The sequence below is a fragment of the Dorea sp. AF36-15AT genome, assembly GCF_003477705.1.
In the GTDB taxonomy this organism is placed as follows: domain Bacteria; phylum Bacillota; class Clostridia; order Lachnospirales; family Lachnospiraceae; genus Claveliimonas; species Claveliimonas ammoniilytica.
This window is the reverse complement of record NZ_QUDV01000010.1, coordinates 13,800-28,672: the sequence shown is the minus strand read 5'-3', so window position 1 is coordinate 28,672 and position 14,873 is coordinate 13,800. Positions and strand designations below refer to the sequence as shown.

The following is a 14,873-nucleotide window of genomic DNA, read 5'->3' as shown; positions in this document are numbered from 1 at the left end:
GTGCTTGCTATATAATAATTCGCTCATGAAATTGCGGCATTGCATAGAAAACTCGCTCATGAAATAGTGATAAATGAGAAAAAATCGCTCATGAAATTGTTGTAACATTGAAAAAACGGCGTATTTATGGTAAAATCTAAGAAGTTAGAAATGCTGGGGAAAGCAGGTGGATAATTATGTATTTGAAGCGAAAAATAGATCAGTATTTACAAGAATGGAAAGCGGGAGAGAATCGTAAGCCATTAATTGTGAAAGGTGCTAGGCAAATTGGAAAGACAGAATCTATTCGCGAATTCGCCAAAGCGAACTATTCATCGTTTATTGAAATCAATTTCGTAGAAGAACCTAAATATAAAACTATTATAGAGGAAGGATATGCGGCTGTAGATATCATTAAAAACATATCGAGAATTGATCCTGATAAGAAGTTTATACCACAGGATACATTGATTTTGTTTGATGAGCTTCAGGAATTCCCAGAGATAGCAACATCCTTAAAGTTTTTCTGTCAGGATGGACGGTTTGATGTTATATGCAGTGGATCGCTGCTGGGTATTTCATATCAAAGAATCGAAAGTAACAGTGTCGGATATAAAAATGATTATCTAATGTATTCTATGGATTTTGAAGAATTTTTATGGGCGAAGGGATATTCTGATGAAGTTATAGATGAGATGTTGGATCATATGATAAAGGGTACACCATTTCCGGAAGGACAGTTGAATGTGTATCAGAATTTGTTTTTAGATTACTGTATTCTGGGAGGATTGCCTGGTGTTGTAAAAGAATATATACAGACGGATACATTTGAAGGCACCTTGCAGATTCAGAGACAGTTGCTGGCAGACTATGAAGAGGATATTCGAAAGTACGCAGAGGGAATAGATCAGACAAGAATATTGAATGTATTTAATCATATTCCGATTCAACTTGCGAAAGATAATAAGAAGTTTCAGATATCAAAAGTGGCAAAAGGAGCCAGATTTAAGGACTATCGTGGATGCATCGAATGGTTAAAAGATGCCGGGTTGGTGAATATATGTTATTGTTTGCAATTTCCGGAATTGCCATTGCGTGGTAATTATGATGAAGGAAAGTATAAATTGTATTATTTTGATACGGGAATGCTGGTTGCAATGCTGGATGAAGAGGCACAGGAAGATCTTCGTGCCAACAAAAATATGAATGTGTATAAAGGCGCATTGTATGAGAATATTGTGGCAGAAGCATTAATCAAATGTGGTTATGAGTTATATTATTATAAAAAAGAGAATGCTACTTTGGAGGAAGACTTTTTTGTCAGAAGTATGGATAAATTAATTCCGATAGAGGTTAAAGCTGCAAACGGAAGATCTAAGTCGTTGCGTACGTTGATTGATCGTGATAAATATCCGGATATTACATTTGGTATAAAATTAGTGAAAGGCAATATAGGGATTGAAAATGGTATTCATACATTTCCGTATTTTTGTACCTTTCTGATCAAACGATATATAAAGAGTCTCTAGGAGGATGTTTATGAAATCACTTGTTTTAGCAGAGAAACCTTCGGTAGCCCGTGATATTGCGCGGGTGCTGAAATGCAATAAAAATATTCCGGGTGCCATTGAGGGCAGTCAGTATATCGTGACCTGGGCACTGGGACATCTGGTAACACTGGCAGATCCGGAAGAATATGATAAGAAATTTAAAGAATGGAATATGTCGTATCTGCCGATGATGCCGGAAAAATGGGAATTAGTTGTAATTCGTCAGACAGCAAAGCAGTATCGGAATGTGAAGACCCAGCTGTTCCGAAAGGATGTATCGGAGATTATCATTGCAACGGATGCCGGTCGGGAAGGCGAGCTAGTTGCCAGATGGATCCTGGATAAATCCGGTTGTCACAAGCCGATTAAGAGATTGTGGATATCTTCGGTAACAGACAAGGCGATTCGTGAAGGATTTGAACATCTGAAAGATGGCAGACAGTACAATGCACTGTATCATGCGGCAAAGAGCCGTGCAGAAGCAGACTGGCTGGTGGGAATCAATGCAACCCGTGCACTGACCTGCAAGTATAATGCGCAGTTATCCTGTGGTCGTGTGCAGACACCGACACTGGCGATGATCGCACGCAGGGAAGAAGAAATCCGTGCATTTAAGCCGGAAGATTATTATGGCTTACAGTGTATGGCAGGAGGCGTGAAATGGACCTGGCAGAATGCAAAGACCGGAAGCCTCAGGTCATTTAAGAAGGAAGTTATTGATCAGATAGAAAAGAGCATTAAGGGGCAGAAACTGGTCATTACGGATGTGCAGAAGCAGGCAAAGAAGAAGTCGTCTCCGGGTCTTTATGATCTGACGGAACTTCAGAGAGATGCCAATAAGCGGTATGGATTCTCGGCGAAGGAGACGCTTAATATCATGCAGCGTCTGTATGAGCATCATAAGGTATTGACGTATCCAAGAACCGATTCCAGATATATCGGTTCGGATATTGTGCCAACCATCAAAGAACGGTTAAAAGCCTGCAATATCGGACCGTATAAAGCATATATTCCAGCACTTTTGAAGGCACCGATCTGTACAAGCAAAGCATTTGTGGATGATAAGAAGGTCAGTGATCACCATGCGATCATTCCGACGGAAGAATACGTACAATTAGATCGCATGAGTAATGAAGAACGGAAGATTTACGATCTGGTAGTACGCCGTTTTATCGGTGTACTGTATCCGGCATATGAGTATGAACAGACGACGATGAAAGCTGCTGTGCAAACATCTGCGAAGCCATCTGTGGCTACCGCGGTATTTGGGGCGAAAGGGCAGATTGTATTGAAAGAAGGCTGGAAAGCGGTCTATGACAATATGTCTCTGGATGAGGAAGAAGATGATAAAAGCGGGGATCAGCTGAGATTAGCAGGACAGCAGCTTCCGACACTGAAAAAAGGTCAGGAAGTAGATATTTCCCAAATTATGCAGTCGCAGGGAAAGACGAAGCCACCGGCAAGATTTACCGAGGCAACCCTGCTGAGTGCGATGGAGAATCCGGTCCGTTATATGGAGTCTGATAATGTCAAAGAGCGGAAAACACTGGGCGAAATAGGTGGTCTCGGAACGGTAGCAACCAGGGCAGATATTATCGAAAAGTTATTCCATACGTTTCTGATAGAAAAGAATGGTAATGAGATCCGGATCACATCAAAGGGAAAACAACTGCTAGAATTAGTGCCGGAAGACCTGAAGAAACCGGAACTGACAGCCAGATGGGAAATGCAGTTGTCGGACATTGCCGCTGGAAATGGGAAAGAAAAGACATTTCTTCATGAGATCAAAGATTACACAAAAGACTTGATTCAGGAGATTAAGCAGGCAGATGGAACTTTCCGTCACGATAATCTGACGAACAGCAAATGTCCGCGCTGCGGGAAGAGGATGCTGGCAGTTAAAGGTAAGAATGCGAGGCTTCTGGTGTGCCAGGACAGAGAATGTGGTTATAAAGAGACGGTAGCAAGAACCAGCAATGCGAGATGTCCAAACTGTCATAAAAAGATGGAATTGATCAAGAAAGGCGATGCAGAGACATTTGTGTGCACATGTGGATATAAGGAAAAGCTGGAGGCATTTAAGGCGAGAAGAGCCAAAGAAGGTGCAGGCGTGTCCAAAAAAGATGTGCAGAAGTATCTGAAAAAGCAGAAAGAGGAACCGGTGAACAATGCATTTGCACAGGCACTGGCGGGAATAAAACTGGATGAATAACAGTTGAGTGTATTATTTTGTACCGGCCTCCAACTGTTAGATTTTTGGCCTGACCTGTGGAGAAAGTACAGAAAGAAAAAAAGCACTTTTTTTAGTACAATTTTTTTGCTAGATTGACATTGAATTTAACAATCTTTCCGACTATAATAGGCATTTGGAAATTGAAAATACAAAGGAAAGAGAGGCAATAAGCTATGGCGGCACAAATTGCGGCTGTCCTGATATTCTTGGTAATGTTTTTACTGATTATCATGGACAAGATTGAACGTCATATTATTACTTTGGGATGTGCAGTGGTTACAATGGTTGTTGTATTTGGAATCTGCATGCATAGTATGACAGCATTGACTGAGACATTGAATGTGGCTCAGATATTTACGAGGGGATTTTGGTACACAGCAGGTGAGGCTTCTGAGAGCTCTGCCGGCATCAACTGGGCAACGATCATTTTCGTAGCCGGTATGATGATCATGGTAGAAGGTATGGCAGCAGCGGGATTTTTCAGATGGCTTTGCATGACGATCGCAAAAGCGGTAAAATATAAAGTGATACCGATCTTTATTACATTCATGTTTATGTCTTCGATACTGGCAATGTTCATTGACAGTATTACAGTTATCCTGTTCCTGGCAGCAGTTACATTGGAACTTGCTGATTTGCTGGACTTTGACCCGGTTCCGATGGTTTTGGCAGAGATCTTCTGCGCGAACCTTGGAGGATCAGCAACTATGTGCGGAGATCCGCCGAACATCATTGTCGGAACATCTCTGCAGCTGACATTTGCAGACTTTATTACCAATACTGGTGTACTGGCTGGTATTTCACTGATTCTGGTAGTAATCTATTACTATTTGATTTTCCACAAAGAACTTCGTGTAAAGCGTACTGGAAAAGTAGTAGCAGAATATCCGGATCCGAAGTCAGCGATTACCAATAAGACAAGTTTTGCAATTAGCACAGTCATTTTTCTGTGTGCAGTTGTACTTCTTGTAACACATGCACAGACAGGACTTACGGTAGCGACGATTGGTCTTGGAATTGCAATCGTTACACTGATTACATCCGGTAAAAATATAGTGAAGGTGATTAAAGGCGTAGATTATAAGACGCTGTTATTCTTCATTGGACTTTTTGTCGTAGTAGGTGGTCTGGAGCAGACAAATGTTTTGAAGCTGATCGCCGAATTTATTGGTAGTGTCAGTGGTGGCAACCTGTATGTAATGGTAGCGATTATCATTTGGGTTTCTGCAATTGCAAGTGCATTTGTAGATAATATCCCATTTGCGGCTACAATGGTTCCTGTTATCCAGAGTCTGGCAGCCCTGAATGGTGTGAATATTTCTACACTGGCATGGGGACTTTCTATGGGAACAGATATCGGAGGAAGCGCAACACCAATCGGAGCATCAGCGAATGTAGTAGGTATGTCGGTTATCGCAAAAGAAGGTCACATCGTTGGATGGGGCAAATACTGCAAGAGTGCAGTTCCGGCAACAATTATCGTAATGGTGGTTGCAACAGTAGGAATCTGGCTCAGATATTGTTAATGGAAAGGAATGTGATAGTATGGAACTGAAGAAACAGCTGATTATTTCCATTGGACGTGAGTATGGAAGCGGTGGACATAGGATAGCAGAGGAGTTGGCAAAACGATTTGGACTGACTTTTTATGATTATCATATGCTCGGCGAGATTGCATTGGACAAGAAAGTGGATGTTAAGACACTGGAAAAATTCGATGAGTTGCCGAAGACTCCATTTTTCTCTAGAACGGTAAAAGGCTACAGTAATTCTCCACAGGAAAACATTGCTAATCTGCAGTTTGATTTTCTGAGAAAGAAAGCTGACGAGGGTGAGTCTTTTGTTATCGTGGGACGATGTGCAGAGACGGTTCTGAAAGAGAATCCGAACTTGATCAGTTTCTTCGTATTAGGGGATATGCAGGACAAGATTGAACGTACCATGCAGCGTGAAGGTGTATCCAGAGGAGAAGCCGAGGAATTGCTCGCACGTCATGATCGTAAGCGTAAGACGTACCACAATCATTACTGCAAGATCAAATGGGGTGACTCCAGAGGATATGATGTCAGTATTAACAGCAGCAGACTGGGACTTGATGGCACAGCTGATATGATGGAAGAATATATTAAGAAAAGAATTGCTGAATAAAAACATATATATAAAGTCATGAAAATGGCATAAAAATAGCGAGGCGCGTAATGCGTCTCGCTATTTTGGTATGTTTGATTCGAGAAATCTTACAGTCCGAATCCATCCAGTTTAGCTGGATTTTCTTTTGCTTTTACAGGAACTACAGCATCTTCCGGCTCTACAGGATCGGCAACGGTGTATCCTTCCGGCATCTCTTCGTCCGGGCATGTCTCTGTCCAAGCCATATCCATGATCTCATCTACAGTAAGGTCTTTGTTGGTGATGATACCAAGACGAAGGTAATCTTCTGCAATCTGACGAAGTGAAGCTTCTGTAAACTTGTCAGACAGACCGAAATGAAGACCATCCCAGAATGCAAGCTGGATGTCTTTATCACCAGTCATCTTGTCGTTATCGTACATTGCCTGAACAGCATCCTCGGAGTGGAGACGGTTGTATTCACCACCACGTTTGATTGCCATTGTGACATATTTAGCATGTACTGGGTTCTCTTTAATGAAGTCTGTGTTCATAGCAGTTACACAGCAAGCTTCGCTCTGGAATTCCGGGCTGTATCCGATAGAGCAAATCATTCTCATATCATCTTTGTAATTAGCCATTACGAAGTAATCAGAGAAGATAGTAGCATCTACTTCACCGCTTTCCATAGCCTGTACAGTAGCTGCGCTGTCGTTAATGTCGGTAAATTCTACTTCTGAAGTAGGATCAACGCCATTTTTATCCAACATACGGTAGCAGATGTTCTGGTCAGAGTTACCGATACCATCGTGGATAGCAATTGTCTTACCTTTCAGGTCTTCGACAGACTGGATATCACTGTCGGCTGGAACGTAGATAGATTTGCATCCAATATGTGCACCGGCTACGAATGTGATCTTAACATCGTTAGTTACCGGAACGAGCATGGTTGCAATGTGGTCTGTTCCCCACAGACACTGACCTGAACCAACTGTAGTTACAACGGAATCACCTTCAAGGTATTTGGCATTGATACCGTATTCTTCATAGTATCCCTGTACTTCTGCCATGTATTTAGCAGATACACAAGCACCACCATTGAACAGGTAGTTTAATTCCTGACCGAATACCGGCTCTTTTTTCATAGCCTCCCAGTCTTCTTCGGAAACTGCTTCCGGACGTTCTACATCTTTGGCACTTGTCTCTTTCTTAGAAGAATTATCAGTTGGAGTGGTGTCTTTTCCGCCGCATGCTGCCAGTGACAGAGTCATGACAGAAAGCATTGCAGCAGCCATTACGCGTTTTGCATTTTTGAGTTTCATTTTTTCTCTCCTTTATAAAATATATATTTCCAAACCGTCGGGACATACCAGAGCGGCGATATTGGAACAGAGCCAGGGCGGTTATGAATTACCGCCAAAGTGCAGTCGATTCAGTATACGGTTGCGATATTCTACGAATGATGCAGAAGAACGGTCACGAGGATAGGTCTGATCAATATGTATATCCTCAACGATTCGTCCTGGGTTAGCATCCATTACGAGGACTCGGGTTCCCATGTAAATAGCTTCATCGACATCATGGGTTACCATGATAGCGAGTTGTTTCTTTTCGTACCAGATCTTCAGGATTTCGTCCTGCATGTTCATGCGGGTAAATGCATCCAGCGCGCCAAGGGGCTCGTCCAGGAGCAGAATGTCCGGTTCATTGATTAGTGAGCGCACCAGTGCAACTCGCTGTGCCATACCTCCGGATAACTGATCCGGATAGTCGTCTTTGAAGGCGTCCAGTCCGATGACATCCAGCATCCGATGGACTCTGTCTTCGTTACCTTTTAATTTGCCTTGCATTCTCAGACTGAAAGCAATATTTTTCTCAACAGTGAGCCATGGGAATAAGGTCGGTTTCTGGAATACCATACCTCGTTCCGGAGATGGCTTGGTGACTGGTTTCCCATCTACAGATACGGTTCCCGTGGTTGGGACGATCAGTCCCGCAATCAAGCGGAGGATAGTGGATTTACCACAGCCGGAAGGACCTACAAGGCTGACGAATTCGCCGCTGTGCAATGTAAGGTCAACTTCATTTAATGCATGGGTAACTTCATCGTTTTCTATTTTGGCAAAGCTTTTGGATACATTATCCAGCTTCAGTGTGACTTTTTTTTCTTCCATTATTTAACAACTCCATTCTGCCATCTCAACAGGCGACGCTTGATAAGATCCAATACTTTGGTGACAACTGTGAAGATGATGCAGATCACAAATAATGCGGCAAACATCTTATCATAAGCTGCCCAGGATTTTGCCCAGTTCATATACCAGCCAAGTCCTGCTTTAACACCCATCATTTCGGCAACTGTGATAGCTACGCAGGCAGAACTCATAGCCTGTGTGCATCCCTGGAGAATGGATGGCATAGCATGCGGGATCGCAACATTAAATACGAGCTGACGCTGCGATGCACCTAAGGTCCGAGCTGCCTCAAAATAGCTTTTATCTACGTTAGATATACCAGTCATGGAAGCGACTGTTACAGCGAACCATGAACCAAGCGCGATTACGAAGATGGCACCCTTGAACAGTGATGAAGCAACTACCATGATAATCGGGATCCAGGTAGGAGTTGGGATTGGTCCTAAGAATTTGATAATAGGATTGATCCAGTAGCGTACCTTCTCAAAATAGCCACAGGCTATACCGGTGATCAGACCAACGATGACTCCGCTGAAGTATCCGAGTAGCAGGAGACGCAGTGTATGAAGTGTACAATTGATCAGATAAGCTTTATCTTCCCATGCGATATTCAGTACTGCGTTCAGACATGGTACAAATGGCTGTGTCAAGATTCCGGTCTTCAAAGTCAGATAATCATATCCGCCCAACAGAAGAAACAGTGCTGAAAACAGAGGTGCTCTGTAGCGTAGCTTCTCTATACAAGGAAGATTCCCGCGCATTTTTTTAATCCATGCGACCAAAAAATAAATGATATATGCCGCAATAAGTACAATCAATGCACCGAGATAGGTTTGTGGATTCCTGTTCGTGATTCCGTCTGGAATAAACTTATATTCCAGAATGGAAATGATTCCGCAGATTACCGGAAGTATCATGATAATCCAGTCCAGAGCTTTCTGAAATCCGTTTTTTTCTCTGGCTTCCAGTTCTTTTAACTGTTGACGGCTCAGACTTCCCAAATCGCCTGTGCCTGACAGATTCTTTTCAGAGTTATTCTCTTTCAATGACATCTCATTTTCCTCTCATTTTCTTATTAAATTGTATTAATATCTTCAATAAATAGGATAACATATAAAGTGTATTGAATTAAAATAAAAAAATCCCATAAGTAAGGTTAATTATAGATATAATCTATAGATAAACGATACTTGAAAAAAAGTTGAAGAGATAGTATAATGTAGGACGAATAGAATGATCGTTACGGGGAGCTGGCGTAAAAAGCTGGCTGAGAGGAGAATGCATTTCTCGACCCATAACCTGATTTGGATAATGCCAACGTAGGGACAACAAAGTGAGTAATCAGTGATTTAGGAGATGCCCTTACGGGGTGTCTCTTTTCTTATTTATAGAATTTATAGAAGAGAGTTACTCAACTACTATGGCAGGAAAGGAGGATAATCAAGATGAAACAGAATGACACAGTTAAGAAGCTTGCTCTTGCAGGTGTTCTGACAGCGGTTGCTGTAGTCGGAAGCTTTATCAGCTTTCCGATACTTGGAAGCAAATGTGCACCGGTACAGCATATGGTAAATGTGCTGGCAGCAGTTGTACTTGGACCATGGTGGGGAGTCGGCATTGCATTTGCGGCAAGTCTGATCCGTAACCTTCTTGGACTCGGAAGTCTGATGGCATTTCCGGGAAGTATGGTTGGAGCTCTGTGCTGTGGACTGGTATATGCAATGTGTAGAAAGCTCTGGCTGACCTGCTGTGCTGAGGCGTTTGGAACCGGCGTGCTGGGAGGAATTGCAGCTTATCCGGTTGCAAAGCTTTTGATGGGACTGAATCCAACCGGATTATTTGTCTATATTGTGCCATTTCTTGTTTCTACAGTTGTGGGAAGTATTCTGGCATATGTATTGATCTCTGCACTGGAAAAGGGTGGAGCGCTGAACCAGATACGGACTGAAAGGTAATGCATGGCGGCAGATTGGGGGCACCACCTTCTGTCGCGTAAGAAAAATGTTGTGGGCAATAAAGAACCGGGATATCCCGAAGAAGGAGAAAAAAGATGAGAGAATACACAACACAGATGGACGCAGCAAGAAAAGGAATTGTAACACCTGAGATCAAGGCGGTTGCAGAGAAAGAACACATGACGTCCGAGGCGCTGATGAAGCTGGTAGCAGAGGGTAAGGTAGCCATCTGCGCAAATAAGAATCACACTTGTTTGAATCCGGAAGGAGTCGGCAGCATGCTGCGTACAAAGATTAATGTGAATCTGGGCGTATCCAGAGACTGTAAAGATTATGATATCGAGATGCAGAAAGTAATGAGTGCGGTAAATATGGGGGCAGAAGCCATCATGGATCTGTCCAGCCATGGCGATACCCAGCCATTCCGCAGAAAGCTGACCAGTGAATGTCCGGCAATGATCGGTACTGTTCCGGTATATGACAGCGTCATCCACTATCAAAGAGATCTGGCAACACTGACTGCCAGAGATTTCGTAGATGTAATTCGGATGCATGCCGAAGACGGCGTTGATTTTGTAACGCTGCACTGTGGAATAACAAGAAAGACGATCGAACAGATTAAAAAGCACAAACGTAAAATGAATATCGTAAGCCGTGGTGGAAGTCTTGTATTTGCATGGATGAGCATGACAGGTGAAGAGAATCCGTTCTATGAATATTATGATGAGATTCTGGATATCTGTGAAGAATACGATGTGACGATTTCGCTTGGTGATGCCTGCAGACCAGGATGCCTTGCTGATGCATCCGATGTATGCCAGATTGAAGAGTTAGTACGTCTGGGAGAACTTACCAAACGTGCGTGGGCACATAATGTACAGGTTATGGTAGAAGGACCGGGACATGTACCGCTTGATCAGGTGGCAGCTAATATGAAGATCCAGCAGAGCATCTGCATGGGAGCTCCATTCTATGTACTGGGACCTATCGTAACTGATATTGCACCGGGATATGATCACATTACAAGTGCAATCGGTGGAGCAGTAGCCGCTATGAGCGGAGCTGCATTCCTGTGCTATGTAACACCGGCAGAACATCTGGCACTGCCAAATGTTGATGATGTGAAGCAGGGAATCATTGCTTCCAAGATTGCGGCTCATGCGGCAGATATTGCTAAGGGCGTGCCGGGCGCAAGAGACATTGATGACAAGATGGCTGAAGCAAGACAGAAGCTTGACTGGGAAGCACAGTATGCATGTGCGTTGGATCCGGAGCATGCAAAGGCAATCCGTGACAGCAGAAGTCCGGAAGAGGATCACAGCGATACCTGCAGCATGTGTGGAAAATTCTGCGCAGTACGTAGTATGAACAAAGCACTGGCAGGAGAATATATCGATATTCTGTAAAAGAATCAAAAACAATACTTGACATTTAAAAAAATACATATATAATGAAATTAACAAGACAGCCGATACGATAGATCAAGCCTATCCGTTTCTGGCGGTTTTCAGAAGCTAGAATAGCACCTTACTTTGTCAGAGCGGAGGTGCTATTTCTTTTTTGTATAACTTAGAACAGATATAATCAAGTTGGCGGTCGCCAGTATAATCATAAATTCTTCATATGTACTCATAAGAATCACTCCCCTTTCCTTAAAGCTCGGAAACGGCAGCATGCACCCTATCGGCTGTGACATAATATTATATTCTGAAATTAAAAATGTCAATATATAAAAATGAAAAAGAGACCATAAATTTAAATAAATTATTATGTTGAAAATGATGCATGACTGTGATACTATCAGAAAAAGAGCAGGAGGTGCATCATGAACGAAATATTTTGTAAACATTTATTGGAGTATCGGAAGCGTGCCGGATATTCACAAAAGGATATGTCAGAGCAGCTGTTAATTGAGGAATCGCTATATTCACAGTATGAGAACGGAACGGCGGAACCAGGATTTGACGCGTTGATACGCATTGCGGATGTACTGAAATGTTCGTTGGATGAACTGTTTGGCAGAAGTGGAGGTTATAAAAGGGATACTTCTGGCAGTGGTGTGATGCTGCGTGAGGAAGCGGTTCGATACGGAAGCCCCAGGGCTAAGAAAAAGGCTCTTATTGGTTTGCAGGACTTTCGCAGGTTGAGAGAGCTTCATGCTTATTATGTGGATAAGACAATGATGATCGGGGAATTTCTCAACTCGCCGTATCAGATTACTTTGATAACCAGACCGAGAAGATTCGGGAAGACAATGAACATGTCTATGCTTGCAGAGTTTCTTGACTGTACCAAAGATTCAAAAGCAATTTTTGAAGGAACTAATATTAGCATGACAGAATGGATGGTGGAACTTAATCAGTGTCCAGTGATATTTTTGTCATTTTTGAATACAAAATCAGATTGTTCGAAAGGACTTTTTGAATTAATCGGGGAGACTGTAACAAAAGAATATGAGAGATATTATTCTCTGATAAACGATAGTATGTTATCGGATAGAGAAAAAGAAAAATTTAATAAGATATACAGAGCTTTAGCAGATATAAGAAATATGGAATCATGGAGAATTTGTATTATAGAATCAATCCGGACTCTGTGTGAAGTTTTGAGTTTATATTATGGAAAGAATGTTTATCTTTTCATAGATGAATATGATACGCCGTTTATGTCGGCGAACATGAATGGTTATTATTCAGAAGTACGTTCTGTTTTAGCGGGATTTCTCAGTACATCGTTAAAAGGGAACCCTTATCTGGAACGAGCGATGCTTACAGGAATCCAGCGTGTAGCGAAAGAAAACATATTTTCCGGATTGAATAACCTAACGGTGCTTACTGTAAATGATTCGGAATATGAAGATTGTTTTGGTTTTACTGAGGAAGAAGTCAGGAAACTCTTGGATGACTTTGACCTGGAACTTACGGATGAAGTGAAGGAGATGTATGATGGGTACCGATTTGGCAATAAAGATATCTACAATCCGTGGTCAGCGATCAATTATGCGGTAAGAAAAAGGCTGGCACCATATTGGGTAAATACTGCCGAGAACAGTATATTAAAAGATGCGCTGAGAGAACGAGGAACAACGTTTGAAAAAGAATATAATAAGTTGATTGAGACGGGAGAGATAACAACAGTTGTCTCATTGACTACTGCGTATTATGAACATCAAAGTGATGCTTCGCTATGGGGATTGATGGTAAATGCAGGTATGCTGACGATGAAAGAAAACCTGGGAGATGACTATTATACACTGCGGATTCCTAATTAGGAGGTATGGTCAGCTTTTCGCGAATTGACTGCATTTTCTCTGCAAATAGATGAGGAAGATATGCAGAAATTATTTATGGAGCTGATTCGGGGAAATATAGATGAGTTTGCGGAAAGGTATCAGAACATTTTGTTGGCACTTCCATCCTATCATGACCTGCAATGTGAAAATAGTTATCATATGATGGTATTGGGAATGTGTGTGTTTCAACAGAAGAATTATATTATAGAAAGTAATCGTGAGAACGGAAATGGGAGAGCGGATCTTTTGATGAGGGCAAAAAGAAGCGGCTATCCTAATATGATTCTGGAGTTTAAATATACCAAGGATAAGAAAGAGGATTTGGATAAACTTGCTGCCAGTGCAGTGGAGCAGATGAAAGATAAAAAGTATGATGTGAATTTGGATACCCCAGTTTATTATATTGGTCTGGCACATCGTGGTAAACAGGCAGTTATACATTATCAAAAATCCTGATACGCGCTGTTCTCTCTTTACATACAAAGATCTTAAGGGTAAAATATCTGTAAATGTTTGTGGGGTACAGATGTTTTACTATAGGAGAAAGAGAGAATTTATATGTCCGAGAAAGAGAATATATTAACCAGAACATGGATGGTTGTGCTGCTTGCCAGCATCTGCTGCATCTTATGGGGCAGTGCGATTCCGGCGATTAAGACGGGATATCGCCTGCTTGAGGTGGAATCGTCCGACACTGCAAGCCAGATTGTATTTGCAGGAATCCGATTTGCACTGGCTGGATTGCTTGTTCTTTTGTTTGGAACAATTCGTGAAAAGAAGATCATGTTGCCAGAGAAGTCCATGATCAGGTATATTGTGCCGGTATGCCTGGCACAGACACTGGTGCAGTATTTCTTCTTTTATATAGGTGTTGCCCATACGTCAGGAGTGAAGGGTGGCATTATTACCGGAACAGGGAACTTTATTGCAATTCTGATGTCATGTCTGGTGGCTCGGAATGAGAAGTTGACGGGGCGGAAGATGATTGGATGTCTGCTTGGCTTTGCAGGTGTGGTGCTGATCAATCTGAATGGAAGTACATTAGATATGGGCTTTAAGCTTACCGGTGAAGGTTTTGTACTGATATCGCAGGTGTCCTATGCGGTATCTACGTTATTGATCAATCGCTATTCAAAGAAGATGTCTCCGATATTGTTGAGTGGCAGCCAGTTTTTTGCGGGCGGCATCTTACTATTTATAATAGGAAAGTTTATGGGCGGGCATCTGGATAAGCTGACTGCAGCCGGAGCTGTGTTGATCCTATATCTGGCACTGGTATCAGCGGTGGCTTATACGTTATGGTCAATATTGCTTGCGCATAATCCGGTATCGCGGGTTGCAATTCTTGGATTTGTGAATCCACTGTGTAGCGTGATTCTGTCAGCGCTGGTGTTGGGAGAGGTGCAGGAAGCATTTAATCTGTACAGCCTGTCAGCGCTTGTGATGGTATGTGTGGGAATCTATATCGTGAATTTTCGGAAAGAAACAGGAATTAGTTGAGAAAATGTGCGCCCGGTGATATAATGTCACCGGGCATTTCATATCTTATAGATAGAATCT

12 protein-coding genes and 1 riboswitch are annotated in these 14,873 nt (G+C 42.3%); of the genes, 9 read left to right on the top strand and 3 right to left on the bottom strand.

From position 1 onward, the window contains the following. The first annotated feature begins 176 nt into the window (after window positions 1-176). The 4 genes from DWZ93_RS12975 to DWZ93_RS12960 all read left to right on the top strand — a co-directional run bounded on the left by DWZ93_RS12975 (window position 177) and on the right by DWZ93_RS12960 (window position 5,910). Window positions 177-1,508 (top strand): ATP-binding protein, encoded by a 1,332-nt coding sequence (locus DWZ93_RS12975; protein ID WP_118453181.1) that lies wholly within the window; start codon window positions 177-179, stop codon window positions 1,506-1,508. A 10-nt stretch (window positions 1,509-1,518) separates the two neighbouring features. After that, a complete protein-coding gene (locus DWZ93_RS12970; RefSeq protein ID WP_118453180.1) occupies window positions 1,519-3,741 on the top strand; it encodes a DNA topoisomerase III in 2,223 nt (740 codons plus the stop codon). Between the two features lie 194 nt (window positions 3,742-3,935). Continuing rightward, complete coding sequence (locus DWZ93_RS12965) at window positions 3,936-5,288, top strand: SLC13 family permease (protein ID WP_118383225.1); 1,353 nt, start codon at window positions 3,936-3,938, stop codon at window positions 5,286-5,288. A gap of 19 nt (window positions 5,289-5,307) precedes the next feature. Then, entirely contained in the window at window positions 5,308-5,910 is a 603-nt protein-coding gene (locus DWZ93_RS12960; RefSeq protein WP_199665951.1) for a cytidylate kinase-like family protein, read from the top strand. An 89-nt stretch (window positions 5,911-5,999) separates the two neighbouring features. Here the strand turns inward: DWZ93_RS12960 and DWZ93_RS12955 are convergent, their stop codons facing one another. The 3 genes from DWZ93_RS12955 to DWZ93_RS12945 all read right to left on the bottom strand — a co-directional run bounded on the left by DWZ93_RS12955 (window position 6,000) and on the right by DWZ93_RS12945 (window position 9,112). Beyond that, a complete protein-coding gene (locus DWZ93_RS12955; RefSeq protein WP_118453179.1) occupies window positions 6,000-7,193 on the bottom strand; it encodes an ABC transporter substrate-binding protein in 1,194 nt (397 codons plus the stop codon). A gap of 81 nt (window positions 7,194-7,274) precedes the next feature. Further along, window positions 7,275-8,045: an ABC transporter ATP-binding protein gene (locus DWZ93_RS12950; RefSeq protein ID WP_118453178.1), complete on the bottom strand. Its 771-nt coding sequence runs from the start codon at window positions 8,043-8,045 to the stop codon at window positions 7,275-7,277. Beyond that, complete coding sequence (locus DWZ93_RS12945; protein ID WP_442873186.1) at window positions 8,045-9,112, bottom strand: ABC transporter permease; 1,068 nt, start codon at window positions 9,110-9,112, stop codon at window positions 8,045-8,047. Before DWZ93_RS12945 ends, DWZ93_RS12950 begins: the two co-directional genes overlap by 1 nt. Before the next feature lie 187 nt (window positions 9,113-9,299). Then, window positions 9,300-9,409, top strand: a riboswitch (TPP riboswitch). Window positions 9,410-9,511: 102 nt separating this feature from the next. Here DWZ93_RS12945 and thiW point away from each other — a divergent pair. The 5 genes from thiW to DWZ93_RS12925 all read left to right on the top strand — a co-directional run bounded on the left by thiW (window position 9,512) and on the right by DWZ93_RS12925 (window position 14,813). Beyond that, on the top strand, window positions 9,512-10,021 hold the full coding sequence (gene thiW / locus DWZ93_RS12940; protein WP_118383224.1) for an energy coupling factor transporter S component ThiW: 510 nt from the start codon (window positions 9,512-9,514) through the stop codon (window positions 10,019-10,021). Between the two features lie 95 nt (window positions 10,022-10,116). Next, window positions 10,117-11,427, top strand: a complete 1,311-nt coding sequence (gene thiC, locus DWZ93_RS12935) for a phosphomethylpyrimidine synthase ThiC (protein WP_118453176.1) — start codon at window positions 10,117-10,119, stop codon at window positions 11,425-11,427. 419 nt (window positions 11,428-11,846) lie between these two features. After that, window positions 11,847-13,292 (top strand): AAA family ATPase, encoded by a 1,446-nt coding sequence (locus DWZ93_RS12930; protein ID WP_243061291.1) that lies wholly within the window; start codon window positions 11,847-11,849, stop codon window positions 13,290-13,292. 60 nt (window positions 13,293-13,352) lie between these two features. Then, window positions 13,353-13,769, top strand: coding sequence for a PD-(D/E)XK nuclease domain-containing protein (locus DWZ93_RS15045; protein ID WP_243061290.1), 417 nt, complete (start codon window positions 13,353-13,355; stop codon window positions 13,767-13,769). A gap of 102 nt (window positions 13,770-13,871) precedes the next feature. Continuing rightward, window positions 13,872-14,813, top strand: coding sequence for a DMT family transporter (locus DWZ93_RS12925; RefSeq protein ID WP_118453175.1), 942 nt, complete (start codon window positions 13,872-13,874; stop codon window positions 14,811-14,813). Window positions 14,814-14,873: the final 60 nt, after the last annotated feature.